At 63.0% G+C, this 24754-nt stretch carries 21 protein-coding genes; 12 read left to right on the top strand and 9 right to left on the bottom strand.

The window, feature by feature from the left end; genetic code table 11:
* Positions 1–115: 115 nt before the first annotated feature.
* The 5 genes from AC0L3C_RS10770 to AC0L3C_RS10750 form a co-directional block, all read right to left on the bottom strand.
* Positions 116–1507, bottom strand: a complete 1392-nt coding sequence (locus AC0L3C_RS10770; protein ID WP_473407917.1) for a hypothetical protein — start codon at positions 1505–1507, stop codon at positions 116–118.
* On the bottom strand, positions 1504–2778 hold the full coding sequence (locus AC0L3C_RS10765) for a glycosyltransferase family 4 protein (RefSeq protein ID WP_473407916.1): 1275 nt from the start codon (positions 2776–2778) through the stop codon (positions 1504–1506). Before AC0L3C_RS10765 ends, AC0L3C_RS10770 begins: the two co-directional genes overlap by 4 nt.
* A 27-nt stretch (positions 2779–2805) precedes the next feature.
* The gene (locus AC0L3C_RS10760; protein WP_473407915.1) at positions 2806–4185 is read right to left on the bottom strand and encodes a cellulase family glycosylhydrolase; all 1380 of its coding nucleotides are present in this window, start codon (positions 4183–4185) and stop codon (positions 2806–2808) included.
* Between the two features lies 1 nt (position 4186).
* Entirely contained in the window at positions 4187–5368 is a 1182-nt protein-coding gene (locus tag AC0L3C_RS10755) for a glycosyltransferase (protein ID WP_473407914.1), read from the bottom strand.
* Positions 5369–5533: 165 nt separating this feature from the next.
* The gene (locus tag AC0L3C_RS10750) at positions 5534–6619 is read right to left on the bottom strand and encodes a glycosyltransferase family 4 protein (RefSeq protein WP_473407913.1); all 1086 of its coding nucleotides are present in this window, start codon (positions 6617–6619) and stop codon (positions 5534–5536) included.
* Between the two features lie 380 nt (positions 6620–6999).
* Between AC0L3C_RS10750 and AC0L3C_RS10745 the strand changes: the two genes are divergently transcribed.
* The 3 genes from AC0L3C_RS10745 (at position 7000) to AC0L3C_RS10735 (ending at position 10409) form a co-directional block, all read left to right on the top strand.
* Entirely contained in the window at positions 7000–8007 is a 1008-nt protein-coding gene (locus AC0L3C_RS10745) for an NAD-dependent epimerase/dehydratase family protein (RefSeq protein WP_473407912.1), read from the top strand.
* A gap of 24 nt (positions 8008–8031) precedes the next feature.
* Entirely contained in the window at positions 8032–9444 is a 1413-nt protein-coding gene (locus tag AC0L3C_RS10740) for a mannose-1-phosphate guanylyltransferase/mannose-6-phosphate isomerase (RefSeq protein WP_473407911.1), read from the top strand.
* A gap of 74 nt (positions 9445–9518) precedes the next feature.
* A complete protein-coding gene (locus AC0L3C_RS10735) occupies positions 9519–10409 on the top strand; it encodes an aldose 1-epimerase family protein (RefSeq protein WP_473407910.1) in 891 nt (296 codons plus the stop codon).
* A 30-nt stretch (positions 10410–10439) separates the two neighbouring features.
* Here the strand turns inward: AC0L3C_RS10735 and AC0L3C_RS10730 are convergent, their stop codons facing one another.
* Positions 10440–11288 (bottom strand): MBL fold metallo-hydrolase, encoded by an 849-nt coding sequence (locus AC0L3C_RS10730; protein ID WP_473407909.1) that lies wholly within the window; start codon positions 11286–11288, stop codon positions 10440–10442.
* A 244-nt stretch (positions 11289–11532) separates the two neighbouring features.
* Between AC0L3C_RS10730 and AC0L3C_RS10725 the strand changes: the two genes are divergently transcribed.
* Entirely contained in the window at positions 11533–12345 is an 813-nt protein-coding gene (locus AC0L3C_RS10725) for a winged helix-turn-helix domain-containing protein (protein WP_473284975.1), read from the top strand.
* A gap of 232 nt (positions 12346–12577) precedes the next feature.
* Here the strand turns inward: AC0L3C_RS10725 and AC0L3C_RS10720 are convergent, their stop codons facing one another.
* A complete protein-coding gene (locus AC0L3C_RS10720) occupies positions 12578–13396 on the bottom strand; it encodes a transglycosylase SLT domain-containing protein (RefSeq protein ID WP_473407908.1) in 819 nt (272 codons plus the stop codon).
* A 99-nt stretch (positions 13397–13495) separates the two neighbouring features.
* On the bottom strand, positions 13496–14635 hold the full coding sequence (locus AC0L3C_RS10715; protein ID WP_473407907.1) for an alpha/beta hydrolase family protein: 1140 nt from the start codon (positions 14633–14635) through the stop codon (positions 13496–13498).
* A 141-nt stretch (positions 14636–14776) separates the two neighbouring features.
* Between AC0L3C_RS10715 and pgm the strand changes: the two genes are divergently transcribed.
* The 4 genes from pgm (at position 14777) to AC0L3C_RS10695 (ending at position 19514) form a co-directional block, all read left to right on the top strand.
* On the top strand, positions 14777–16423 hold the full coding sequence (gene pgm, locus AC0L3C_RS10710) for a phosphoglucomutase (alpha-D-glucose-1,6-bisphosphate-dependent) (RefSeq protein ID WP_473407906.1): 1647 nt from the start codon (positions 14777–14779) through the stop codon (positions 16421–16423).
* 290 nt (positions 16424–16713) lie between these two features.
* Positions 16714–17763: an aromatic ring-hydroxylating dioxygenase subunit alpha gene (locus tag AC0L3C_RS10705; protein ID WP_473407905.1), complete on the top strand. Its 1050-nt coding sequence runs from the start codon at positions 16714–16716 to the stop codon at positions 17761–17763.
* Positions 17764–17769: 6 nt separating this feature from the next.
* Positions 17770–18522, top strand: a complete 753-nt coding sequence (locus AC0L3C_RS10700) for a GntR family transcriptional regulator (protein WP_007595257.1) — start codon at positions 17770–17772, stop codon at positions 18520–18522.
* Positions 18523–18533: 11 nt separating this feature from the next.
* The gene (locus AC0L3C_RS10695) at positions 18534–19514 is read left to right on the top strand and encodes a PDR/VanB family oxidoreductase (RefSeq protein WP_473407904.1); all 981 of its coding nucleotides are present in this window, start codon (positions 18534–18536) and stop codon (positions 19512–19514) included.
* 213 nt (positions 19515–19727) lie between these two features.
* Here AC0L3C_RS10695 and AC0L3C_RS10690 read toward each other — a convergent pair whose 3' ends face one another.
* On the bottom strand, positions 19728–21689 hold the full coding sequence (locus AC0L3C_RS10690) for a putative bifunctional diguanylate cyclase/phosphodiesterase (protein ID WP_473407903.1): 1962 nt from the start codon (positions 21687–21689) through the stop codon (positions 19728–19730).
* A 75-nt stretch (positions 21690–21764) separates the two neighbouring features.
* On the opposite strand from AC0L3C_RS10690, the gene AC0L3C_RS10685 reads away from it, so the two are divergent.
* From AC0L3C_RS10685 to AC0L3C_RS10670, 4 genes are all read left to right on the top strand, one after another.
* Entirely contained in the window at positions 21765–22025 is a 261-nt protein-coding gene (locus AC0L3C_RS10685) for a hypothetical protein (protein ID WP_473407902.1), read from the top strand.
* Positions 22026–22153: 128 nt separating this feature from the next.
* Positions 22154–22681: a MarR family winged helix-turn-helix transcriptional regulator gene (locus AC0L3C_RS10680; protein WP_473407901.1), complete on the top strand. Its 528-nt coding sequence runs from the start codon at positions 22154–22156 to the stop codon at positions 22679–22681.
* A 27-nt stretch (positions 22682–22708) separates the two neighbouring features.
* Positions 22709–23686, top strand: coding sequence for a Bug family tripartite tricarboxylate transporter substrate binding protein (locus AC0L3C_RS10675; protein ID WP_473407900.1), 978 nt, complete (start codon positions 22709–22711; stop codon positions 23684–23686).
* Between the two features lie 49 nt (positions 23687–23735).
* Complete coding sequence (locus tag AC0L3C_RS10670; RefSeq protein WP_473407899.1) at positions 23736–24740, top strand: methyltransferase; 1005 nt, start codon at positions 23736–23738, stop codon at positions 24738–24740.
* The last annotated feature ends 14 nt before the right edge of the window (positions 24741–24754 follow it).

Below are 24754 nucleotides of genomic sequence, written 5' to 3'. Positions count from 1 at the left end.
TCGCATTGGTTGTCAGTCGCTTTTGCAGCCTCCTGGAGCGAAACAATGATGAGTTCCGTAAGAGGAACTTCGCCGACCCAGCAAAGAGGATTGCGAGGGAGACCATTTCAACAGATCAGCTCGGGCGGGCCAGGAGGAGAAAGTTTCCGCGCCAGCCGACCGCAGCCGTGGCGATTGCGGCGATGACGATTTTTCCAGCAAGCCACGCTATCGGTTCGCTCGGCGCATGACTGAGGGATCCGATCAGGATGGCGGCCGCGAGGGCCTGAAGCACCAGGGGCCAGCGCGGGACCGCCTCGAATCTGAGGGTAGGGCCAAGCCCGGCCACGATCGCTGCGAGCGTGGCAATCGAGGCGCATGTGACGGCTGCTTGCGGCGACAGGCCGGCCCAGACGGCAACCATTGAGAACGCCGCAACCATTGCAAGCTGCCCGGCAGCGACGAGGACGAGCCTGGTCGCGAGCTTTTCCAAATGGGGAACGACTGCGATCGTCGCCTGCAAATGGGTATGGAGGAAGTAGAAAGCAGCGACCGCGGGCCCTGTCGCCAGGAAGCTCTCGACGCTCTCCCGCGGGACCAGGATGCGGGCCGCGTCCGGAATGAAGGCGACAAGCCCGCCCAGCAGGACGAGGGTGGTGCAGATCATGAATTCGAACATGTGCCGCGTCGATTGTCTCGACGTCGTGGCGCTCCCGTGCTCGAAATCATTGACCACGTCAGGATAACTCACGGTGTGGATCGCCGCGTTGAGGACCCAGAAGGGACGTTGCAGCAGGTCGAGCGCAATGGAAAATCCTGCACCGGCTCCTGTGGCGCCCAGTCGCCCGACGACGATAATACGGAGCAGAACCGGCACGGACAAATGGATCACCGACGCGCCGGCCGCAAGCATGCCGTAACGCGAAAAGTCTTTCCAGTCAGCCAGCATTGTTCGCAGCGACACGCGATCCAGCGGCGTGCGATATGCGATGACACCGGCAAAGAGCCCAAGCACGTGACCCGATGCGATGCCGAGCAGCGTCGCTTCGGCTGTGCCTGAAATCATTCCGCCCGAGACGGCCCCGCCCAAAAGAGCCGTCGCACGCAAGGCAAGGAGGCAGGAGGCGGTTCCCAGCCGGTTCGACAGTCGTACCGACAAGAAATACAAATCGGTCGAGCCCTGAAGAACGGCCACGCTCAGGCCGAGGACGACCAATCGTGGCGTGAGGCCGCTGATCAAGGAGGCGCAGCTCCCGACCGCGACGAGCGCGCCGGCGCTCATGAGCGCCGCTGCAAAGAGCGACGATCTCAGTCGAGCAGCCTCACTCTCCTTGGCGGCCGCGAGAAAGCGCAGCCCCGCGAGCTGCAGCCACTCGAACATGAGGACGCAGAGCAACTGGCTCGAGGCCATTGCAAGAGAATAATTGGTGTAGTCGGCGGCAGGCAACAGGTGACTGATCACAAAGATCAGGATGATCGCTGCTGCGCTTTGGTAAACGTAGCCGGCGATCGCGAAGAGACGTGTCATCTCGGAATGAAGCTACTCTTTGCCACCGCGTGTGCTTGTGGCACCCCGGCTATTGCCGGGCGCACGGACGACATCCGTCGCTCACGCAGTTGTTCATACAGGTTCTTGTACGACGACAATACGTCGGAAAAGATCCACTTGTTCGTGTCCGCGATAAGCCGCCGGCTGATCTCGTCGATCTTGTGCGGATCCGCGGCGATTTCGCGCATGCTTCTGGCCAGGGATTGTGGATCCGCTTCGGTCAACCACCCGGTGACGCCATGTTCGATCGCCTCCGGCATGCCGCCAAAGTGCGTACCGAGCAGCGGCCTGCCCGCCGCCTTGGCGTCCGCGACGACGAGCGGGCCGGGATCGTGCCAGATGGACGGCGCGACCACGACGTCGACTTGCCTGTAGAACTCGTCGGGAGATACGAATCCCATGAACTCGACCCGTGCCTGCGGCGCCAGTGCCCTCAGGCGCTGTTGCTCCTGATCGCTCAAGCGGCCGGCAATCATCATCCGGATCCGATCAGGCGGCAGCATGGCAAGCGCTCGCATGAGATTGTCGATGCCCTTCTCCTCGGTGATCCGTCCGATGAAGCCGAACGTCACTTCCGTCGTGCAGACAGGCCGCGGGTAGGGTGAGCGCGGGGGCTCGGTCGAGGCATTGCGGATGACGGTGCGGATCGGCGTCTCGGCAAACATGCCCATATCGGTGTGAATGGAAAGGACGCGCTCGCTGACGCCGACCACGGCATCGAGCCAATGCGTCGCCCGCTTGCGGTGGTACGTCAGGATCCCGCAGCTCGTACAGGTGCGTTCGCAGGAGTGGCCCTTGTCGAAGCGAGAGCAGCGTGGACACGTCAGATAGTAGTCATGAAGCGTGTGCAGGACCGGAACTCCGAGCTTGGCGGCGACCCGCCAGATCGCCGTGGTCAGGCCCGATAAATTATTGGAATGCAGAACGTCCGGCTTGAAGGCGCGAATGCGCTCCGCGATCATCGGGGCGTAGATCTGCCAATCGTCGATCGCATGCCAGATGCTTCGTTTCACGACGTTCTTTTGCTCCGTGAACGGCGCATAGACGTTTTGCACCGGTGCGGAATAGACGTTGATACCATTGCACAGTTCACGCCCCTGCTCGGGTGCGGATGCGGCGCGCACCACCTCGACCTCGTCGCCGCGCTGAGCCAGGCCCTCGGCAAATCTCCGCGCGAAGATCTCTGCTCCGCCGACGATCTTTGGTGCCTGCGGGGTCGGATAAAGTGTGGATGTCAAAAGGATCTTCATCGCGTCAACCTCTTTGTGCCGATCCGATTACCGTGCCGGCCGTATATCCAGTGCGGGAATGGCGTCATTATTGGCGGCGATCAGGACCGGCGTGCTCGAAACCGGCAGCCAGATCCCGGAGGCGGGCCTTGCGGTTGCATCGCAGGGGGCCGCGAAAGTCGCACCGGGCAGATCGCCTCTGATCCGGACCTCGTAGCGTCGATCCGGATCTTCGGACCAGACCGCGACTTTGCCGCCGGTGGTCGAGGATGCTCCGATCGATATCACCCCGGTGGCAAGGCTCCTACGTTCCGCGGTTAAGGTTGAGCGGATGAATGCCCAGGCGCCACGCGCCGCGCAAGCTACGGGCTTGGGCGAATTGTCGAAACCGTAGACGCCAAAATTGTCCTCCAGCTCGGCTGGATTCTGGCCGCTGTTTTTGAGCTCATAGATCCACATCCCCTTGAGCCAGCGCGCCGCTGTCGAGGCCCACAGGATGAGCTGTGCCGTGTTGTCGGCCTGGGCCTGCTCGCTGACACCGCATTTGTTCGCAGCCGTGGTCCAGCCAGTTTCGGTCACGTAAATGGGGAAGTCGGGATTGCCGCTCGCTTGGCCGACCAGCCGATGGAACGCGGTGAGCCGGTCGATAATCTCGGTCGAAGTGCGCTTCGCCGGCGCCATGCAGAAATTGTAAAGATGAATCGAGGCGCCATCGGCGTATTGAAGGATGCCAGTTTGCAGCATCTTCTCCGTCCATGTCCAGCCGGGATCGTCGCCGATCGCGCCGACGACGAAAGGCGCATTCGGCACCGCCTGCTTGACCGCGGGGCGTGCTGCCTTGGCGAGGGCCAGGTAATTCTCCGCCGAGAATGAAGGGTCCTTCTTGGCTGCGAGATTCCACTCGTTCCAGAGTTCGAAGATCGGGCGCTGCGGCGCTACCGATCGCGCTGCCGCTGCCGCATAGTCCGCGAACCGCTGCCGGGCTTCATCCGTCGTCGGGGGCGACGAGTTCGGCACGAGGTGATGGCCGAATGCAAGGATGAGGAGCGGCCGGGCGATGCCGGACTGAACCTGCGCGTCGAGCCTGCCCAATCGCGGCGTGAAGCCCATCCGACGTCCCGGCAATTCGAAATCAGACCAGGGAAAATCGTCGCGGAACGCGTTGAAGCCCAATTGCTTGATCTGACCGACGTTCACGGAGGGCACGTAACCTCGCGAACTGACCGGCCCTCCCAGTCCCTGATGGGTGCCGATACCCAACAGGAATCTGCTTTCAAGCGTCTGAGCCTGTTGAGCGCATGCCGGAACCGACAGAGAAACAGACGCGATGAGGCTCGCGATCCAGAGAAGCCCGTTGCGACCCAAGGTGCGGTGGCCTGCCATCGCCTGGATCATACCCGTCATCATTACTCGCCTGCCGCAACTCACCTCAAAAAGGCTTCGAGAGGTCCGATTGCAGCGCCACGTTCTGCTCGACCTCGCTTTTGTTGTCGTCGAGGAGTTCGACATAGACCTGATGCAGCTGGCGGTGTGTCTTCTGGACGTCATAAAACTGCTTGAAGCGATCATAGCCGCGTTGCCCCAGGACCTTGAGATCCAGATCGAGCATCCGTCGGAAGCCGTCGATGAGAGGTTGAACCGCGACAGGTTCGCAAAGCACGCCGGTGACGCCGTCAACGACGATTTCGGGGAGCGCTCCGCTGTGGAAGGCCAGGATGGGCTTGGCCGCACGCATCGCTTCCAGAGCGACGAGGCCAAAGGCCTCCCATCGTGACGGGATGACGACGAGGTCGGCCGCCTCCAGGTGAGTCTCGATGTGCTGACGATCCAGCCAGCCCAGCAGCGAGACGTTGGCGGGAACCGCAGCTCCGTCGAACTTGTTGACCACGGAGGCGCCGACAATGCGAACATCCAGGACATCTTCGAGGGATCGTGCGGCCTCGATCAGGAGATCGAACCCCTTCTGTCGATCAAGGCGACCGATGAAAAGGACCTTGGCCTTCTTTGAAGTCCAATTCGTCGCAACGCCGTGCGGCAGTGGGCGGCTCTTGGAGATGCCATTGTGCACCAGGGTAAGTCGGTCAGTCGGAATTCCCGCCCGGACCGCTTCATTGAATTCATCGCCGGAAATGCAGATGATACGATCCGACGTGCGGGCCAGAAGAGTCTCTGCAGCTTTTGCCGCCAGATGGCTCAGGCGGCCGGTCTCTCGCGAGAATGCCCAGCCATGCGGGCAATAGACGACGCGAGGACCTTCAGAACGAGCGGCCAACGCGGGCCGTAGAACGAGTCCGGCAAACGACGAATGGAGATGCATGACGTCAGGCTTGAAGGCGTCGAGCGCCTGCATGCTCGCCCGCAGCATCTGAAACAGTCCGGCGATGCTGCGGCCCGATCTGTCGAAGGTCGTGATCTGGCTGTCATCGATTCCAACGAGGTCGTGGCGATGATCCGATGGCACAACATAGTGCACGTTCTCCGCGCCGAAGCTCGCTTGCTGCTGCGGATGCAATTCGTTCAGGTAGCTCGCTATCCCACCCCGGATGGTTTCCGCGACATGCAGCACCTTCACCGCCTGCCTTGCGGAGGATTGAGTTGGGACGATCGACATGGCGCATCCTTAATTGAGCATCCAATGGATGCGATCACAATCCATCCAATCCATAGCGAGAATTGGGCAGCGGTGTGGTGTTGTTGCGCCGCGATGCTGAAGCTCGCCTCCGTCGGATTCGAGCGTGCGCATGGAACTCGTTGGATGCCGAGCCGCTGTCAGTCGCTATGCGCGCGACGCGAGAAAATCCAACAGTGCTCGCGCCGAGTCTTGCCAGGAGTACAATGCAAGACGATCCTGTTGCTTTCTGCGCTCCTGATCAGAGATTGCGCCAACTGCCAACCTTTCGAGCATAAGCTGTTTCAGCGCTTGAGCGTCGTTGGCGCAAAAATAAGCAGCTGCTTCGCCGCACGTTTCCATCACCGCGTCAGCCGTCGAGGCTATGACCGGACAGCCGAAGATCATGGCTTCAAGTGGCGGTACACCAAAGCCCTCGTAAAGAGAGGGAAAGACAAACGCCAGAGCGTGTGCATACAGAGCTGCAATCTCCCCGTCGGACAGGCGTCCCGCCAGAAGCAGGCCCGATTCGCTCTCGCCCAGATTGTCTTGAAATACCTTGCTGTTGTCTCCGCCAACAATGACGAGCGGAACGTCCTTTCGTTCGAGCAGCCGCGCGGCCTCGATTGCAACGGCAAGATTCTTGTTCTTGGTTCTGGAGCCGACAAAGAGAAAATATTTTCCCGACTGAAGCCCTAGTCGATCGAGAATACCGGGATCAGGCGTGGTGGATGCGAAATGCTCTGCGCTGTTGGGAAATATCGGAATGTCCGTTTTCGACAGGCCAAGCATTGCAGCCAGTTCATTGCGAGAAAAGGCCGATACGGTCGCGATCGTGGCCCGGCGTGCAAGCAGGCGCCCCATCGTGCGGTGGACGGCCAAATAGCGCCAATTGAAGAAATCGGGCCGGCGGAAGACCTGTGCGTCGTGGATGACGACGATATGATCGCGATGAAAGACAGGTCCGGCATTCGCTAGGCTGATCAGGCGACCTTCAGCGGCAGCGCGCGCAAGTTCAATCTGATCCCATGCATGTCCGCTCGACCGTCCTATCTTGCGCACCTTGATGCGGGTGAGATGGATCGTTTCGCTCGTCTCGCTCGGCACGAGCAATTGCCACTCGGCTCCTCTGAGGGAAGCGGGCGATTGGCCGGACGCAAGCAGGGCATCGATCGCTTTGACCAGTTCGGCGGCATAACGCTGAACGCCGGTCAGCTTTTGCGAGAGAAAGCGGCCGTTGATAAAAAGCTTCAATTTTGTGCCGTTCGGGTTGTCGATGCCAAAAGGGGTGATCGCGATTTGTGCTTTCGAACCAAAAGTGAGCGCGGAAAGAAGCAGCCCGAAGGCACGGAATTATGACGACATCGGTCGCGTGATCGCGCTGTTCGTTCGGTGCTCCCCGGGAACACTTGTTGAAAGTCTTGCCGGGCGGCCCGGAGCCTCTTATGGACGCGCGTCTGATGTTTCGTCCGCAGGCAGAGGACGCCCCTTCTGGTTAACTCGGGAAGGCTGACATCCGAAGCGCCCGGCATTAAGCTTGCCGATGCATGGGGGCTGTTGTCCAATGTTGAACCCTTGCCTCTAACGGTTCAGTCTGGCAATGCGGTGTATGAGGACGGACAACGGAGTTTATTGTGGCCCCCGTGGTGGTTACCGGCGCTGCCGGCTTCATCGGCATGCATGTCTGTGAGCGCCTGCTTGCGCGCGGGGAACGAGTTGTCGGCATCGACGCGATGACCCCTTACTATGATCCCGCGCTCAAGCGCGCTCGCCTCGAGACGCTCAAGCATGATGCCTTCTCATTCCACGAGATCGATCTTGCAGACTTCGCTGCGGTGACGCGTGTATTCGACGAGGTCTCGCCCGACCGCGTGGTGCACCTTGCGGCGCAGCCCGGCGTGCGCGCCTCGATCGACGATCCCATCACCAGCATCCGCGCCAATTGTGATGGCTTCGTCACCGTGCTCGAGGCCGGCCGGCGCCGCGGTCTGGCCCATCTCGTCTACGCCTCGTCGAGCTCCGTGTATGGCGCCAATCGCACCTTGCCGTATTCGACCGAGCATTCGGTCAATCATCCGGTCAGCCTCTATGCCGCGAGCAAGAAGGCCAACGAGCTGATGGCACACACGTTCGCACATGTTCACAAGCTGCCGGTGACCGGTCTTCGCTTCTTCACTGTCTATGGTCCATGGGGCCGGCCCGACATGGCCGCCTGGCTCTTCACGCGCGCGATCTTTGCGGGTGAGCCGATCAAGCTTTTCAACAATGGGAATATGTGGCGCGATTTCACCTATGTCGACGACATCGTCGAGGGCGTGATCCGCACCCTCGATCGGCCAGCGACGCCGAATCCCGCGTGGAACGCCGAGCAGCCGGAGAACTCGTCGAGCTATGCGCCGTATCGCGTCTACAACATCGGCAACAACCGCTCGGTCAATTTGATCGAGTTCGTCGAGACACTGGAGAAGATCATCGGCAAGCCCGCGATCCGCACGCTTTTGCCGATGCAAGCTGGCGACGTCCTCGAGACGCGCGCCGACATTTCGCCGCTGCAACGGGACGTCGGCTTCACGCCCTCGACTCCGCTGGCGGATGGCTTGGGCCGCTTTGTCGAATGGTATCGAAATTATCACCGCGTATAGACCCCTCTCTTGAGTAGCTCACACGTGTCCCAAAAAATTATCCCCCTGATCATGTGCGGCGGTGCCGGAACGCGGCTGTGGCCGGCTTCGCGCGAGGTGCGCCCCAAGCAGTTCCTGCCGTTGTTCGGCACGCGCTCGACCTTCCAGGACACGCTGTTGCGCGTCTCGGAGGCCTCGCTGTTCGATCGGCCGATCGTCATCACCAATGCGTCCTACCGCTTCATGGTGCTGGAGCAGCTCGCCGAGATCGGCATCGAGGCCGACGTGATCCTAGAGCCGATGCGGCGCGATTCCGGCCCGGCGATCGCCGCCGGCGCGGTGTTCGCGCAGAATCGCTCGAGCGAAGCGATCGTGCTCGCGCTCGCCGCCGACCACGTGGTGCAGGACAATGCCGCGTTCGTCGCGGCGTGCCGCCAGGGCCTCACCGCCGCGAGCGCCGGGCGCATCGTCACCTTCGGCGTCAAGCCGGAGCGGCCGGCGACCGAATACGGCTATATCAGCCCGGGCGAGGTCATCTCCGGCGAGGTGCATGCGGTCGCGCGCTTCGTCGAGAAGCCGGACGCGGTGAAGGCGGCCGATTATGTCAATTCCGGCTATCTCTGGAACAGCGGCAATTTCATGTTTCCGGCCAACGTCCTGCTCGACGAATACCGCAAGGTCGATGCGGCGAGCGTGGAGGCGATTTCCAATGCCGTGACCAATGGCGGCCGCGATCTCGGCTTCGTGACGCTGGAGCCCGAGGCGTTCGGCTCGGCCAAGGCGATCTCGATCGACTATGCGGTGATGGAGAAGACCGCGCGCGCCGCGGTCGTGCCGGTGTCGTGCGGCTGGTCCGACGTCGGCTCCTGGCACGCGGTGTGGGAATTGTCGGACAAGGACGCGCAAGGCAATGCTTCGCATGGCGCCGCGGTGTTCGAGGATAGCCGCAACTGCAACGTCACCACCGACGCTGCGCTGGTCGCACTCGAAGGCGTCGACGATCTTATCGTGGTTGCGACTGCCGACGCGGTTCTGGTCTCGCGCCAGAAGGATGCCAACGGGCTCAAGCGGCTGGTCACAAAACTCAAGACGGTCGCACCGAAGGTCACCGAGGAACATCTCAAGGTGCATCGGCCCTGGGGCAGCTACCAGTCGGTCGACAATGGCGAGCGCCACCAAGTCAAGCGCATCGTGGTCAAGCCGGGCGGGCGTCTGTCGCTGCAGAAGCACCATCATCGCGCCGAGCACTGGATCGTGGTCCGCGGCACCGCCCGCGTCACCGTCAACGAGACCGTCAAAAGCGTGCACGAGAACGAGTCGATCTACATCCCGATGGGGGCGGTGCACCGGATGGAGAACCCCGGTAAAATCATGCTGGAGCTGATCGAGGTCCAGACCGGAAGCTATCTCGGGGAAGACGACATCATCCGGATTGAAGACGACTATCAGCGCTCTTGAGCAGAATGTCGCTCCAGCATTCCGCGGACATCTGGAAACTGTCCTGTGAACTGCGATGATCGGAACAGGCTGTTATGACCGATGACACGCACACGATCCGCAGCGGCCGCCTCACCGCGACCATCAAGGCGCAAGGCGCGGAGATGTGTTCGCTGGCGAGCGATGCCGGCATCGAGTTCGTCTGGCAGGCGGAGCCGGCCTGGCCGCGACATGCGCCGTTGCTGTTTCCCATCGTCGGGCGTCTCGCCAATGACGAATTGCGGCACCGGGGCAGGACCTACCGGATGACCCAGCACGGCTTCGCGCGTGACAGCCGCTTTGCGTGGGCGGAACGTGGCGAAAGTCGCTGTGTCCTGGTGCTCGAAGACAGCGAGACGACTCGCGCGCTCTACCCCTTCGCGTTCCGCCTGACGGCAACCTATGCGCTCGACAACTCCGGTCTCGATCTTTCACTCGTGGTCGCGAACACCGGCACGGAGATATTGCCGGCCTCTCTCGGCGGCCATCCGGCTTTCAACTGGCCGCTCCAACCGGGGCTGGCGAAGGAGAGCTACGCGCTGAGCTTCGCGAACGCAGAGCCATCGCCCGTCCGCCGTCTCGACGGCGGTTTGCTGCGCCCGGCAGCGGAGCCAAGCCCGGTCGAAGGCTCCGTGTTGCCCTTGTCCGAATCCCTGTTCGTCGACGACGCAATCATCTTCGATCGGATCGCGAGCAATTCGGTCCGCTATGCCGCGGAGCAGGGCGCGTCCACCGGGCCGTGGTTGGAAATGTCATGGCGCGGCTTTCGCGAGCTTGGCGTCTGGTCAAAACCATCAGGCGCGCCGTTCCTCTGCATCGAGCCCTGGCGCGGCTATGCCAGTCCCGCCGGCTTCGACGGCGAATTCACTGACAAGCCGGGCCTGATGCACATCGCGCCCGGAACCGAAGAGCAGTTGTCGTTTCGGGTTGAGGTTGGCTCGTCCTGAGGCACGACAGGCTTCGCGCATATCGAGTTCTCAGACCTCGATCCGCGTGAGGTCCTCGCCGAGCACGACAGGCCCCGAATAGTCCCGCCTGACGTCCGCAAGCAGCGCGTTCAGCATGGAATCGTCCGTGCGAGGCCGGTGATGGGTCAGCGCGAGCTTCTTGACGCCGGCCTTGGCCGCGACCTTGCCGACTGTGTCGCCGCAGGCCATCGTGAATTTCGCAAGCCGGCGCAGGTGCTCGTTGTCGATCTCCGGCGTGGCGAGGAAGCAGCACTGGACCAGCAGGTCAGCCCCCTCAGCCAGTCGTTCGAGACCGGGGCAGGGCACCGTGTCGCCGGAAATTGCGATGACCTTGCCGTCGGCCTCGAAGCGATAGCCGAGACACATCCAGCGTGCGAGGAAGGCCGGCGACATGTCGAGGCCGTCGCCATGCGAGGCGAGTTCGGCGCTGATCTTCCAGCGCCCGGTTTCGAGAACGGGGCCGGGTATAATGTCGGTCGCGATGACAGGCTTCCAGCCGCCGAAGCTCGGCTCGCCCTGATCGCGCCAGGCGATGTCCTTGTCGTAGACCTGCGTGACCAGCGTATTGACGAGCCGTTCGGTATCCGGCGGTCCATAGATGCGCAGATCGTCCTTGCGCCCGTGCAACCATGAATTGAGCATCACATCGTAGAGGTCGCCGATGTGGTCGAAATGGTGATGGGTGAGAAAGACGGTGTTGATGGAGCCGAGCGGCATGCCGGCCTTGCTGAGCTGCACCATGACGCCGCGGCCTGCGTCGATCAGGATGTTTTCCTCGCCGAGCCTGATCAGCGTGGTCGTCGCCATGCGGCGCGGGTCCGGGCGCGGGCCGCCGGTGCCGAGCAGGATGACTTCCATGGCGCCACCTCCTGGGGCAGACTTTTCGGGGCGCCACAGTAGATTTGAAGCTCTTGGCGTGGCAAGCGGCCGCGGGATGGGCTTCAGCCCGCACAACAGCCGCTCGTACGGGGGCCCTGAACATGCGCGAGATGAGAAGTGTGGGCCAATTCATACTTAATCCAGCTAGATCGTGACCAATGTTGTTTGGGCGCGCTAACGCGCCTAGTATTGCAGCAGGCAATTCGAGGGGGCTCGAACAGTCGTGAATGTACGTTCACAGGACGGCGCGCTCGGCGACCTGAGCTTCCAGGTCGGCCCGCAAGCACACAGGACATCCAACATCGTGGCTGATTCCTCAGGTCAGGAATTGCGTGTCGCCGGCCGCGAGCGACTGATCGTCGTCGAGGACGATCCGGTGACGCGGACGATGCTGGTCGGTTATTTCAGCGAGAACAATTTCGACGTGGTCGGCGCCGGCTCCTGCGCCGAATGCCGCCAGGCGCTGCGGACGCGGACCGATCTCGTTTTCCTCGACCTGCAGCTGCCCGACGGCGATGGCTTCGATCTCGCCAAGGAGATCCAGGCGACCAGCAATGCGGGCATCATCTTCGTGACCCGCCGCGACACCGACGTCGATCGCATCCTCGGCCTCGAGATCGCGGGCGACCACTACGTTACCAAGCCGATCAATTTGCGCGACCTGCTCGCGCGCGCGCGAAGCGTGCTGCGACGGCGCTCGATCGACCGCAAGGCGGCGCGCACCCACAATTCGATCGCGTTCGGCGACTGGATCATCGACCTGACGCGGCGCGAGTTGCTCGGCAGCGACGGCAAGCCGGTGGCGCTGACGCGCGCCGAGTTCGACCTGCTCGCGGCGCTCGTCGGAGCCGACGGCAGGCCGCTCAGCCGCGACTATCTGATCGAGGTCGTCAGCAACCGCCAGGCCGAGGTCGATATCCGCACTGTCGATGCCCTGGTGGCGAGACTGCGCCGCAAGCTCGTCGGCAGCGGTACGCCCGTCATCACGACGGTCACCGGCGTCGGCTACAAACTCGCGCTGAGCGAGCGGCTCTAGACGGAGGCGCAGCACGGCATGGTGCCGGCGACGCCATCGGGTTCAGCCACTGAAACCGACGAGGAACCGAATCGCGAGAAAGGCCGACAAGGCCACGGCGCCGGTCGCGACGATTGCAAACAAAACTCTCAAACTATTGTGCATGATCTCTATTCAGGTTCGGTTTCAAAGTTCGGTTTCAAAAATGCCGTTCGTCCAACCGCTGCTCGTCTCAAGGCAAGCAACTCTAATTCTATTGGCGTGATGCCACCCGTTTCCACTTGGCTTCGACGCGAGCCTTGATGAGGCGGACCCGGGCTTCCTGTGCTGCCCAATATGCCCTGCTCGCGACCGCCGTGCCTTGACGGTACCGCGCGTAAACGTCCTTCGGCTGTGCCGGTCTCTTTTGATTGTGCGCTGACTTCTGATTATGCGCTGACTTCGAGATGGTGGGCGCCGGAGTCGGCGCCGGTGCCACGTCCTGGACGGCGGCAGCCTGGTTTCCCACGCTCGTCGAGTTCATCGAGACCAGACGATTGCGGGCGCGATGACAATAGACCTGCGAGCGCGGAGTCATGGACTCCTCGTCGTGACCGGCTTGATATTTCATCAGGGCTCGGCAAAGGTCCCCGCCTGCCAGGCCCCATGCGCGGCTCAGATAGAGAACGCCATAGTGGATGTTGATGTCGGGCTCTGCGAGCTCTGCGTTGTTTCCCCGAAATCCGAGCATCGCTGCCGTTTCGGGCCGAACCTGCATGAGGCCGATCTCGCCGACGGCGCCGATGGTGGCCGGATTGTATCCGCTTTCAACGAAGACGACGGCCTCCGCGATGTCCGCGGGCAGATCGGTCTTGGCCGTTTCTCTTTCGATGATTTTTCGTATTGCCGCCCGCGAGGCCGGCGTCTCTCCAGCGCCGAGATCTGCGTTGTGACCGCCAGCCGCCAATGTCGGTTCCGCATCGTTCAGAGCGGCGTCCTGAGCGTGCACGGAGATGGATGCCAACCAAAGCACAGCGATCGCAACGTGTCTCCACGTCGCGCGGGCATTGATGTGTGTTCGATCCCGCAGCATGGACCACGTATTATATCTTTCGAGTTAACAACCGATTTTCTGGCGGCCCCGGGGCGCGGCCCGGCTCGGACGGCGCGAGCGGCCAGCGACCCAATGAAGCTATCGCGACCGCGAGCTCTGGTCGGTGGATGTGCCTTGCGAAGCCCCGGCCAATTTGTCGTCGACCGCATAGAGCGTGCAGGTGGGCGACCATTTTGTGCAGGCGCCTAGTGAATCGCGCTGGGCGTCGTCGGCCGTTGCCCGCCCCGAACGCCAGCCGTAACCGCCGTTCGGCGACACCGCAAAAGCCTTGTGCGGCATCGTGCTGGCGAGATAGCGCGCAAACTCGGCGCGCGCGGCCTCGCTGAGCTGGCCCGGCGGCGGCAGCGGATCAGGCGGGCTCAGGACATCGTGGCTGAGACCTCGCTCGCGCAGGAAGGCGTCGAGATACGGCGTCCATTGCGGACGGCTCACGACCGAATAGAGATAGTGGCCATCGTCGCCGTAAGCCGGCGCTGCGATGAGATTCGCGTTGCCGCCGCTGGCGCGAAATCCGTCATGGAGGCGGCGCGCGAGCTCGGGGCCGAAGTAGGAATCGTTGGCGGCATAGACCCACAGCATCGGCGCGCGCGAGGTCTTGCCGAACGTGGCGAAGGCCTGCACCAGCCCGTTCGGATTGCAGACGTCGTCATGGTCGCGCGAGCCGCGCCCGCCGGCAAAGCTGATCGCGGCGACGAGACCCGCTGGCGCCTGCGCGGTCAAGGCGACGGTGGCGAACCCGCCGGCGGAATGGCCGGCCGCGATCATGCCCGAGGTGGTGACGTCGGCCCTGCGCGCCATCGCCTCGATCGCCGCGCGCAAATCCGCCACCGCGACCGCCGCGGCCGGCAGGTAAGCGGCATTGGCGCAGCCGCCGACGCTATCGACGCGCCCGCCGGGCGAGGTGCCGTAGCCGCGCCGCATCACGATCAGCGCGGCAAAGCCGCGCCGGGCATATTCGAGAGCGATGCCGTAATATTTGTGCGCGGACATTGTCGCGCGATCGTCGAAGCTGCGCGGCGAGCCGTGGCTGAGCAGCGCGAGCGGATAGCGCTTGGTCCCGGCCGGCCGAACCAGGAACGCCTCCAGCCCCTGCGGTCCGGCCTCGGCCATCGGGATACGCAAATCCTCGGTGTAGAACTCCGCGGCCATCGCATCGGGCGCGATGCCCGTCGCAAGCCAAGCCACCAGAACAACCAGAAGCCTCTGAAACAGCGTCATGCCCCGACTCGAAAAGCCCCGATCGGAAGACCATAGCATGATCTCAGGAACGGCCGCCCCATCGCGGGTGTTGTGCTCTTGGCGGGGGCTTGGCCGATGCTATGGTATCGCGCAATTCTACGACAGGACGAGGTATATCCAGTGGCTGATGTTCATCCCGCGGCGGGCAAGCAGGCCTCGCCGGACGCGCTCACCAACGTTCCGCGGCTGGTGACGGCCTATTTCGCCGGCAAGCCCGATGTCACGGATCCCGCGCAGCGGGTGGCGTTCGGCACCTCCGGCCATCGCGGCACTTCGTTCAAGACCAGCTTCAACGAGGGCCATATCCTGGCGACGACGCAGGCGATCTGTGATTACCGACGTGAAAAGGGGCTGACCGGTCCGCTCTTTATCGGCATCGACACCCATGCGCTGGCCGAGCCGGCGCTGGTCAGTGCCGTCGAGGTGTTCGCGGCCAACGGCGTCGACGTCATGATCGACAAGGACGGCGGCTACACGCCGACGCCGGTGATCTCGCATGCGATCCTGACCTACAACAAGGGCCGCACCTCTGGCCTTGCCGACGGCGTCGTCGTCACGCCCTCGCATAATCCGCCCGAGGACGGCGGCTACAAATACAATCCGCCGCATGGTGGACCGGCCGACACCGACGCGACGTCTGTGATCGAGAAGCGCGCCAATGCCGATCTCGCCGACGGCCTCAAGGGCGTGAACCGCATCGACTACGCCAGGGCACGCAAAGGCGCTAACGTCCACGCCTATGACTACGTCACACCCTACGTTGCCGATCTCGGCAACGTGGTCGATCTCGACCTGGTCAAATCCGCCGGCGTCAATATCGGCATCGATCCGCTCGGCGGCGCCGCCGTGCATTACTGGCATCCGATCATCGAGCGCTACGGCCTGAAGGCGACCGTGGTGAACGAGGCGATCGATCCGACGTTTCGCTTCATGACGGTGGACTGGGACGGCAAGATCCGTATGGACTGCTCCTCGCCTTATGCGATGGCGAGCCTAATCGCGATGCGCGACCGCTTCGACGTCGCCTTCGCCAACGACACCGACGGCGACCGCCACGGCATCGTGACGCGCACCGGCGGCCTGATGAATCCGAACCATTATCTCGCGACCGCGATCTTCTATCTGTTCGCGCACCGCCCGAACTGGGGCAAGGACGCCGCGATCGGCAAGACCGTGGTGTCGAGCTCGATCATCGACCGCGTCGCGAAAAAACTCGGCCGCAAGCTGGTCGAGACGCCAGTCGGCTTCAAATGGTTCGTCGACGGCCTCCTCTCGGGCGGCTTCGGCTTCGGGGGCGAGGAGAGTGCAGGCGCCTCGTTCCTGCGCCGCGACGGCACGGTGTGGACGACCGACAAGGACGGCATCATCCTCGGCCTGCTCGCGGCCGAGATCATGGCCAAGACCGGCCGCGATCCGAGCCAGCTCTTCAACGACCTCACCGCCGAGTTCGGCGTGCCCCATTACGCGCGCATCGACGTCGCCGCCACCACGCCGCAGAAAAACATCCTGAAGTCCGTCACGCCCGAGCAGCTCGGCCTGAAAGATCTCGCCGGCGATCCCGTCCGCTCCACGCTGAGCAAGGCGCCCGGCAACGGCCAGCCGTTCGGCGGCATCAAGGTCGAAACCGATTTCGGCTGGTTCGCCGCGAGGCCTTCGGGCACCGAGGACGTCTACAAGATCTACGCGGAGAGTTTTCGCAGCCCCGAGCACCTGAAGGCGATTCAGCAGGAGGCTCAGGCAGGGTTGGCGAAGGTGTTCGGGGCGTAGGACACTTCAGCGGCAGGTGCCGCTTCTCGCGCTTCTCCGGGGGAGAGCGCCTATGCTCGGTGTCATCGCCCGCGCAGGCGGGCGATCCAGTACGCCGCGGCGAACGTTGTGTGAACCAAGTTCTGCCGCGGCGTACTGGATTCCCCGCTTCCGCGGGGAATGACAACGGAGCAAGTATGTATACACGACGCGAGGCAAAGGTATTATAATACGCAGTATTCGCCCTTGAACGATTCCGCTCCTGCGTTATTGTATACATAACGTATCCATAAGCCTTGGGAGTGAGACCGGTGACAAAACCCTTCCCGATGAACGCCTGGTATGCCGCCGCCTGGGACGCCGATGTGAAGCCGGCGCTGCTGCCGCGGACGATCTGCGGCAAGCACGTCGTGATGTACCGCAAGGCCGATGGCTCGGTCGCCGCGCTGGAGGACGCCTGCTGGCACCGCCTGGTGCCGCTGTCCAAGGGCCGGCTCGAAGGCGACACGGTCGTCTGCGGCTATCACGGCCTGAAGTACAATGCGCAAGGGCGCTGCACCTTCATGCCGTCGCAGGAGACCATCAACCCGTCGGCCTGCGTGCGCGCCTATCCCGTGGTCGAGCGTCACCGCTACATCTGGCTCTGGATGGGCGATCCCGCGCTGGCGGATCCCGCGCTGGTGCCCGACCTGCACTGGAATCACGACCCGGCCTGGGCCGGCGACGGCAAGACCATCCACGTCAATTGCGACTACCGCCTCGTGCTCGACAATCTCATGGACCTCACCCACGAGACCTTCGTGCACGGCTCGTCCATCGGCAACGAGGCGGTCGCAGAGGCGCCGTTCGACGTCACCCATGGCGAGAAGACTGTCACGGTGACGCGCTGGATGCGCGGCATCGAGCCGCCGCCGTTCTGGGCGAAACAACTCGGCAAGTCGGGCCTCGTCGACCGCTGGCAGATCATCCGTTTCGAAGCGCCGTGCACCATTGCCATCGACGTCGGCGTGGCACCGACCGGCACCGGCGCGCCCGAAGGCGATCGCTCGCAGGGCGTCAACGGCTTCGTGCTCAACACCATCACGCCGGAGACCGAGAAGACCTGCCACTATTTCTGGGCCTTCGTGCGCAACTATCAGCTCGGCGAGCAACGCATCACCACCGAGATTCGCGAGGGCGTCTCCGGCATCTTCCACGAGGACGAGCTGATCCTCGAAGCGCAGCAGCGCGCGATGGACGAGAACCCCGATCGCATCTTCTACAATCTCAACATCGACGCCGGCGCGATGTGGACGCGCAAGCTGATCGACAAGATGGTGGCAAAGGAAAACCCGCCGCAGCATCTCCAGGCCGCGGAGTAAGCCGACATGGCCGAGCGTGAGGTCGACCGCTCCGTCTCGCAGACCGTGAAGGCGCAGCTCGCGCTGCGCGACCAGCTCCTCTCGGGCTCGTTGCGTCCGGGCGAGCGCATCTCCGAGCTCCAGGCGGTTGAGACCACCGGCGCCTCGCGCACCCCGGTGCGCATGGCGCTGGTGCGGCTGGAGGAGGAGGGCCTGCTTGAGGCGATCCCGTCCGGCGGCTTCATGGTAAAGGCGTTTTCGGAGCGCGACATCTCCGATTCCATCGAGCTGCGCGGCACGCTGGAAGGGCTCGCCGCGCGCTTTGCCGCCGAGCGCGGCGTGTCCGCGCGCGAGCTCGAGCCGCTGAAGGAGTGCCTCGCCGCGATCGACGAGCTGCTGCGCCAGGTCCCGATCTCGGTCGATGCGTTCTCGTCCTATGTCACGCTGAACGCGCGCTTCCACGCCCTGCTCACCGAATTGTCGCGCAGCCCGCCGCTGATCCGGCAGATCGACCGCGCCTCGTCGCTGCCGTTTGCATCCCCAAGCGGTTTCGTGATGGCCCAATCGGCGCTGCCCGAGGCGCAGCAGATCCTGATCATCGGGCAGGAGCACCACCGCGTCGTGATCGACGCCATCGAGAACCGCGAAGGCGCCCGCGCCGAGGCGGTCATGCGCGAGCATGCGCGGCTCGCGGTGCGAAATTTGCGGCTCGCACTGCGCAACCGGACCCATCTCGACCTGCTGCCGGCGCTCGCGCTGATCAAGTCCGCAACTGATTGAGGGCAGTCACCATGCGCTTCATCGAAACCTGGATTCCCGCAACGCTCGTCTCGACGCGCGATCTTTCGCCGGGCATCCGCGAATTCCTGATCAGGCCGGACCAGTTCGACGGCGCCGCCTATCCCGTCGGCAGCCACATCAATATCAGCGTCACCATCGACGGGCAGCCCGAGACGCGGTCCTATTCGCTGGTCGGGGAAGCCTCGTCGCAGGGCTTGCGGATCGCCGTGCGCCGCGCCGAGGATTCACGTGGCGGCTCGCGCTATATGTGGTCGTTGCAGCCGGGCGCGCGGCTCGACATCACAACGCCCGCCTCGCTGCTCGCAGTCGACTGGGCGCGCCAAAATTACTGTCTGATCGCCGGTGGCATCGGCATCACGCCAATCCTGGGCGCGGCACAGGCGCTGGCGAAGCGCGGCGCCGATGTCACGCTGCACTACGCGGTGCGCTCGCGCACAGAGGCCGCCTATCTCGACGATCTCGCCGCAACGCTGGGTGATCGCCTGGTCGTTCACGCCAGCGATGAGGGCAAGCGGCTCGATCTCGACGCCCTGTTCGCCTCGGTGCCCAAAGATGCGCTGGCGCTGTTCTGCGGCCCGATGCGGATGCTGGACGCCGCGCGCCACGCCTGGATTGGCGCCGGTCATCCGCTTCCCGATCTGCGCTACGAGACCTTCGGTTCCAGTGGCACGCTGCCGACCGAGACATTTCGCGTGCGCCTGAAGGGCTCCGATGTCGAGCTGGAGATTCCGCGCGAGCGCTCGATGCTGGATGTGCTCAACGCCAGCGGCCACGACGTGATGTACGATTGCAAGCGCGGCGAATGCGGCCTGTGCGCCATCGACGTGATCGCCATCGACGGCGAGATCGACCATCGCGACGTCTTCTTCAGCGACCACCAGAAGCAAAGCAACCAGAAGATCTGCGCCTGCGTTTCGCGCGCGCGGGGCACCATCACCGTAGACACGCTGCTGCGTGCGGATACCGTCTGACCGAATTGCAGAGGGATCCATCTGGCGGCATGGAAGGCGCCGCGGGCTCCACCTCTCCCGCTTGCGGGAGAGGTCGCGCCGAAGGCGCGGGTGAGGGCTCTCTCCTCTTGGGGACTCCCTCTACGGAGACACCCTCTCCCCAGCCCTCTCTCGCAAGCGGGAGAGGGGGCTCAACGTCCCTTGCGGCCGGCATTCGGGCCCATCTGATTCAACCTACGCCGCGTAAGTCGCGCGCAACTTCTTCGGATCCAGCAGGGCCAGCACGCCATCCGCCGACACCGGCCGGCTGATGAGATAACCCTGCACCTCGTCGCAACCGATCTGGCGCAGATATTCGAGCTGGTCGGCGGTCTCGACGCCTTCCGCGACCATGCCGATGCGCAGGTCGCGCGCGAGCCCAATCACCGATTTTACGATTGCGGCGCAGTCCGGCTGCACCAGCATGTCGCGGATGAAGGATTGGTCGATCTTGATGCGGCTGAACGGCAGCTTGCGCAGGTAAGTCAGCGAGGAGAAGCCGGTGCCGAAATCGTCGAGCGCCACGGTGACACCGAGCTCCAGCAGCGCGTTCAGGACCGACGCGGCGGAGGCGTATTTCGACAGCAGCATCGATTCCGTGATCTCGATCTCGAGCCGGTGCGGGGCGATCTTCGCGTCCGCGAGCGCCTGCACGATGATCTGGAGGAGGCCGTTGTTGTGAAACTGCGCGGCCGAGAAATTCACGGCGACCCTGATCTCTTCGGGCCACTCGGCAACCGTCGCGCAGGCGCGGCGGACGACCCATTCGCCGATCTCGTGGATCAACCCGGTTTCCTCGGCGATTGGAATGAACTCGCTCGGCGGCACCGGTCCGCGCTGGGGATGCTGCCAACGCAGCAGCGCCTCGAAGCCGGTGATGCGGTTGCCGCCGAGGTCGAGGAACGGCTGGAACACCAGGAACAGCTCGTCCCTGGCGATGGCGCCTTCCAGATCCGATTGCAGCGCCTTGCGGTCGCGCGACGAGCGGTCGTCGGCTTCCTCGAAAAAGCACACCGTACCGGGTCCGGCCTTCTTGGCCCGGTAGAGCGCGGCGTCCGCGTTCTTCATGATGTCGAGTTGCGTGCTGCCGTCACGCGGAGCCAGCACGATGCCGACGCTGGTCGCGCCAACGATCTGCCGGCCCTCGATCCGGAACGGTTCGTCGAAGGCCGCGACAAAGCGCTCGGCGATTTCGAGCGCTTCCTCCGGCCGCGCCAGATTGGCCATCACCAGCGCGAACTCGTCGCCGCCAACGCGTGCGACATGCTCTGCCGCGCGGGTGCAGCGTTGCAGGCGGCTTGCGATCTGGACCAGAAACTCGTCGCCGGCGGGATGGCCGAACTTGTCATTGACCTCCTTGAAACGATCGAGATCGAGCAGAAGCACCGCGAACTCCTCGCCGGACAGAGCGAGCCGCTTCAAGGCCGCATCGAGCGTTTCGCTGAAGGCGACGCGATTGGGCAGATGGGTCAGCGGGTCCTGCCGCACCGTGCGCTCGGCCTCGATCTGCCGCATCACGCGCCGTGCGAACGCGAATGAATTGACGAACACGCCGCGCAACAACACGCTTCCGTAGACCACGACGAGAAAGGCGATCAGCAGGAAGGCGAGATCGCCGTTCCTGCCGAGGCAGATGGCGATGCCGAAGAAGATGGGCGCCGTGAAGGCGATTGCCGCGATCGGGATCGTGGCGAAGGCAAGCGCTCCGCCGGCCAGCATTCCCGAGCAAAGACAGGTGATGACGAGCTGCCCGCCGGTCGAGGCGCCTGCAAAGAACGCGGCCGGGACGATGCCCCAGGCGGCCCCGAGGAGAAAGGCATTGCGAACGAGCCGGTGCATGGCGCGGCGCGAGACGAATTGCGGCTTGGTGATGCGGCGCGTGGCGTGGGATTGCAGACCGAACGCGATGGCGCCGCCGGCCACGGCGAAGGCCCAGATCAGCGCGAACATCCGGTCGGGCGACTGCCACAGCGCGATCGCCAGCACCCCGGCGTTGCAGGCATTGGCCAGCATGATGCCGACCGAATAGCCGAGCACCAGCGACATCTGTTCGGCGCGGATATGGCCGGCGACGGCTTCGTCGGTTACGGGACCGCCAAAGGCCGACAGATCGCCGGCGAACAGCCGCGCGAAATAGCTGGTCGTTTGAGTCCGCATTCCAGAGCCTAGTAGCATGGGCCGCTTGTCCGGCCCGATCGGGAGAATTCGCTGCAAACCTTTGACGAACTATGAATGATCGGAGCTTGCGACGATTGCTGTGACCACTTCTGCGTGTTCGTGACGTCGTATCGACAACAAATCGATACAAATGCGGCGCCTCGCGTTACGGCTGTAACGGAAGGCGCGCTCGGCCCGCTTGGTTCGAGACGCGCCGCTAGCGGCACTCCTCACCATGACGGTTTGCATTTCGCCGCGAAGAAGGACCTCATCCTGAAGAGCCCGCCAAAGGCGGGCATCTCGAAGGATGCGCCGCAGACGGTCTACGCCGCGTAAGTCGCCCGTAGCTTCTTCGGATCCAACAACGCCAGAACGCCCGCCGGGGTGGTGGCCCCAGCGCTGGGCCCACTAGTCCCCACCGTATTCGAGCTTGACAATTAGTAACAATAGAGATAGTAACAATTATGACGATCGCAAAGGCGGCCTCCAAAGACCAGTTTTCCTTCATCAAAGCGGATGAGGCTCATCCGCCCTATCGTCGGGTTCCGGCCTATCTGATCCGTCGATTGCAAATGATTTCGACAGCCATCGTGGCGGAGGAATTCGAAACCGAGGATATGCCAGTGTCGCAGTGGGCGGTGCTGACCATCATCGACACCAATCCCGAGATCGATCAGAGCCGCTTAGCTAGCGTCGTCAGTATCGACAAGACCAATACGGGCCGTTTGGTCGATCAGCTTGAAGCGAAGGGGTTCGTCGAGCGGCATCCCAATGATTCGGACCGGCGGGTCTGGATGCTTCGCTGCACCCCGCTGGGGCAAAAGGTCCGTAAACGGTTGCGGCCGCGGGCGCTCGCGACGCAGGAGCGATTGCTGTCGTGCCTCGAACCAGCAGAGCGCGAACTCTTTATAGATTTGATGGCGCGCGTTGTTGCCGCAAATGAAAAATATGCCCGGCCCGGGGCCGGTCGCCGAAAGCCAAAATCACGTTAGAACGGAGTCTTGCTGAAGGAGTACGCCATGAGCATGTTGAATCGCTCGGTTACTATCGCAGGTCTCCTCCTGGGTCTCACTTCGTACTGCGGTTCTGCAGCCTCTGCCCACGACTGGCCGAATCGAACTGTCCGTTTGATCGCACCCGTGCCAGCTGGGACGGCACCGGATTTTAGCGCGCGACTTTTCGCGGAGCGGCTTTCAAAACGATGGGGGCAGGCCGTGATTGTAGAGAATCGGCCGGGAGCAGATGGGGTCATCGGCGTATCGGCTTTTCTCGGAACCAGCGACGATCATACCCTGCTGTATGCAATCTCGGCCGTATTTACCGTTCATCCAATTACGAACCCCAAGCTGCCCTATGATCCGGTTCGTGAACTGATCCCGATCGCCTCGACCTCGGATGTCGTCCTTGCCATAGCGGCCCCAGCCAGAAGCTCGATCCATTCGCTCGAAGGTTTGGTTCAAGCGGCGCTCGCTCAACCTGGAAAACTGAACTGGGCCAGCTCTCCTGGGCTTCCTCCTTTCGTCGTGGGAGGCTTCTTCAAAAACTCGAGACTGGATCTCGCCTTCGTTCCTTATCGTGATATCGCTCCAGTTCTGCAGGATCTGGGTGAAGGCCGCATAGACATCTACGTCGGCGCGCTCGGTGTGATCATGCCGCAGGTGCAATCAGGCCGAGCGCGCCTTCTTGCAATCGCGAGTAACGTTCGCGCGCCGCTTGCTCCCGATGTGCCTACGGTTATCGAAGCCGGATTTCCGGAGCTTCGCATGGACGGAGTGGTGGGGTTTTTCGGAAAGAGCGGGATGCCCGATGTATTGCGTGACCGGATTGCGTCTGATGTAAGCTCGATCGCGAGCGAACACGACATTCGTGAGAAACTGGGAGCCGCCGGCCAGGCGGCTCGGCCAGGCAATACGTCCGAGTTCGCGGCGTTGTTGGAGGAATACCACCGGCGCCTTGTTGGTCTGGCGAAAACGCTCGATTTCAAGGTGACGCAATAACCAAGCGCGATACCCTGCTTGCTGAAGCTCCACAATGGAGGTCCGCCAAATGACTCCCGATCCCCGAATGGATTTGCTGCGTCTTGTCAATGGGTTTCAGATCACGCAGGCGATCTGTGTCGCATCGGCCCTGCGAGTGGCCGATCATCTCAAAGATGGCGCTCGTTCGATCGGCGAGCTCGCGACCCTGACGAGAACTCATGCTGACTCTCTGTACAGGCTGTTGCGCGCGCTCGCTGCGGTAGGGGTCTTTCGCGAGAACGAAGGCCGAGCGTTTGCACTCACGCCCATGGGCGATTGTTTACGTGCGGATTCCCCTGCATCGATCGGGGCATGGGCGGAAGTCGTGGGCAGCCCGTATTACTGGCAGGCTTGGGGTCATCTGCTGCACAGTGTCCAGACCGGCGAGAACGCATTTCGCAGCCTGAATGGCACGGACGTGTGGCAGTTTCGCGCCGAACATCCGGAACATGGTGCGGTGTTCGATCGCGCCATGAGCGAACATTCGCGCGGAAGCGCGGAAGCGGTAATTCGTGCTTATGATTTCTCGCCGTTTGATCACGTCGTCGATATTGGCGGCGGGCAGGGCTTGATGTTGTCCGCAATCCTGAACGCGCATCCCCGCGTCCGCGGCACCTTGTTCGATCAGCAGAACGTTGTTCCGAGAGCAAGGGCCGTATTGGCAGAACGCGGCGTCATCGACCGATGCGAGATCGTAGGTGGCAGTTTTTTCGAGGCCGTTCCCGGCAACGGTGACGCTTATGTCATGAGGGTGGTCATCCATGATTGGGAGGACGACGAAGCCATCGCTATACTGAAGGTGTGCCGGAGTGCGATGGGACCAGCTGCAAGGCTGCTTTTGATCGAGCGACTCGTCGCGGCTCCAAATGAAATGCCGGCAACTAAGTTCAGCGATTTGAACATGCTGCTCCTGCCGGGCGGGCGAGAGAGAACGCGCGAGGAATTCTCCAACCTCCTCGCCATGTCCGGCTTTGAGCTGACGATGGTCTTCCCGGCGGGCATGCACAACGTGATTGAGGCTCGACCGCTGTGAGCATGTCGACGCGC

The organism is Bradyrhizobium sp. WSM4872 (assembly GCF_055811715.1).
The sequence above is the reverse complement of the archived record's forward strand: the minus strand, read 5'-3'. Positions and strand labels throughout refer to the sequence as shown.

Excerpts from the sequence above, each read along its gene's own strand:
- AC0L3C_RS10770 (WP_473407917.1), bottom strand. The coding sequence starts at position 1,507 with ATGACACGTCTCTTCGCGATCGCCGGCTACGTTTACCAAAGCGCAGCA.
- AC0L3C_RS10765 (WP_473407916.1), bottom strand. The coding sequence starts at position 2,778 with ATGAAGATCCTTTTGACATCCACACTTTATCCGACCCCGCAGGCACCA.
- AC0L3C_RS10755 (WP_473407914.1), bottom strand. The coding sequence starts at position 5,368 with ATGTCGATCGTCCCAACTCAATCCTCCGCAAGGCAGGCGGTGAAGGTG.
- AC0L3C_RS10735 (WP_473407910.1), top strand. The coding sequence starts at position 9,519 with ATGACCGATGACACGCACACGATCCGCAGCGGCCGCCTCACCGCGACC.
- AC0L3C_RS10730 (WP_473407909.1), bottom strand. The coding sequence starts at position 11,288 with ATGGAAGTCATCCTGCTCGGCACCGGCGGCCCGCGCCCGGACCCGCGC.
- AC0L3C_RS10720 (WP_473407908.1), bottom strand. The coding sequence starts at position 13,396 with ATGCTGCGGGATCGAACACACATCAATGCCCGCGCGACGTGGAGACAC.
- AC0L3C_RS10715 (WP_473407907.1), bottom strand. The coding sequence starts at position 14,635 with ATGACGCTGTTTCAGAGGCTTCTGGTTGTTCTGGTGGCTTGGCTTGCG.
- AC0L3C_RS10700 (WP_007595257.1), top strand. The coding sequence starts at position 17,770 with ATGGCCGAGCGTGAGGTCGACCGCTCCGTCTCGCAGACCGTGAAGGCG.
- AC0L3C_RS10695 (WP_473407904.1), top strand. The coding sequence starts at position 18,534 with ATGCGCTTCATCGAAACCTGGATTCCCGCAACGCTCGTCTCGACGCGC.
- AC0L3C_RS10690 (WP_473407903.1), bottom strand. The coding sequence starts at position 21,689 with ATGCGGACTCAAACGACCAGCTATTTCGCGCGGCTGTTCGCCGGCGAT.
- AC0L3C_RS10685 (WP_473407902.1), top strand. The coding sequence starts at position 21,765 with ATGATCGGAGCTTGCGACGATTGCTGTGACCACTTCTGCGTGTTCGTG.
- AC0L3C_RS10680 (WP_473407901.1), top strand. The coding sequence starts at position 22,154 with ATGACGATCGCAAAGGCGGCCTCCAAAGACCAGTTTTCCTTCATCAAA.
- AC0L3C_RS10675 (WP_473407900.1), top strand. The coding sequence starts at position 22,709 with ATGAGCATGTTGAATCGCTCGGTTACTATCGCAGGTCTCCTCCTGGGT.
- AC0L3C_RS10670 (WP_473407899.1), top strand. The coding sequence starts at position 23,736 with ATGACTCCCGATCCCCGAATGGATTTGCTGCGTCTTGTCAATGGGTTT.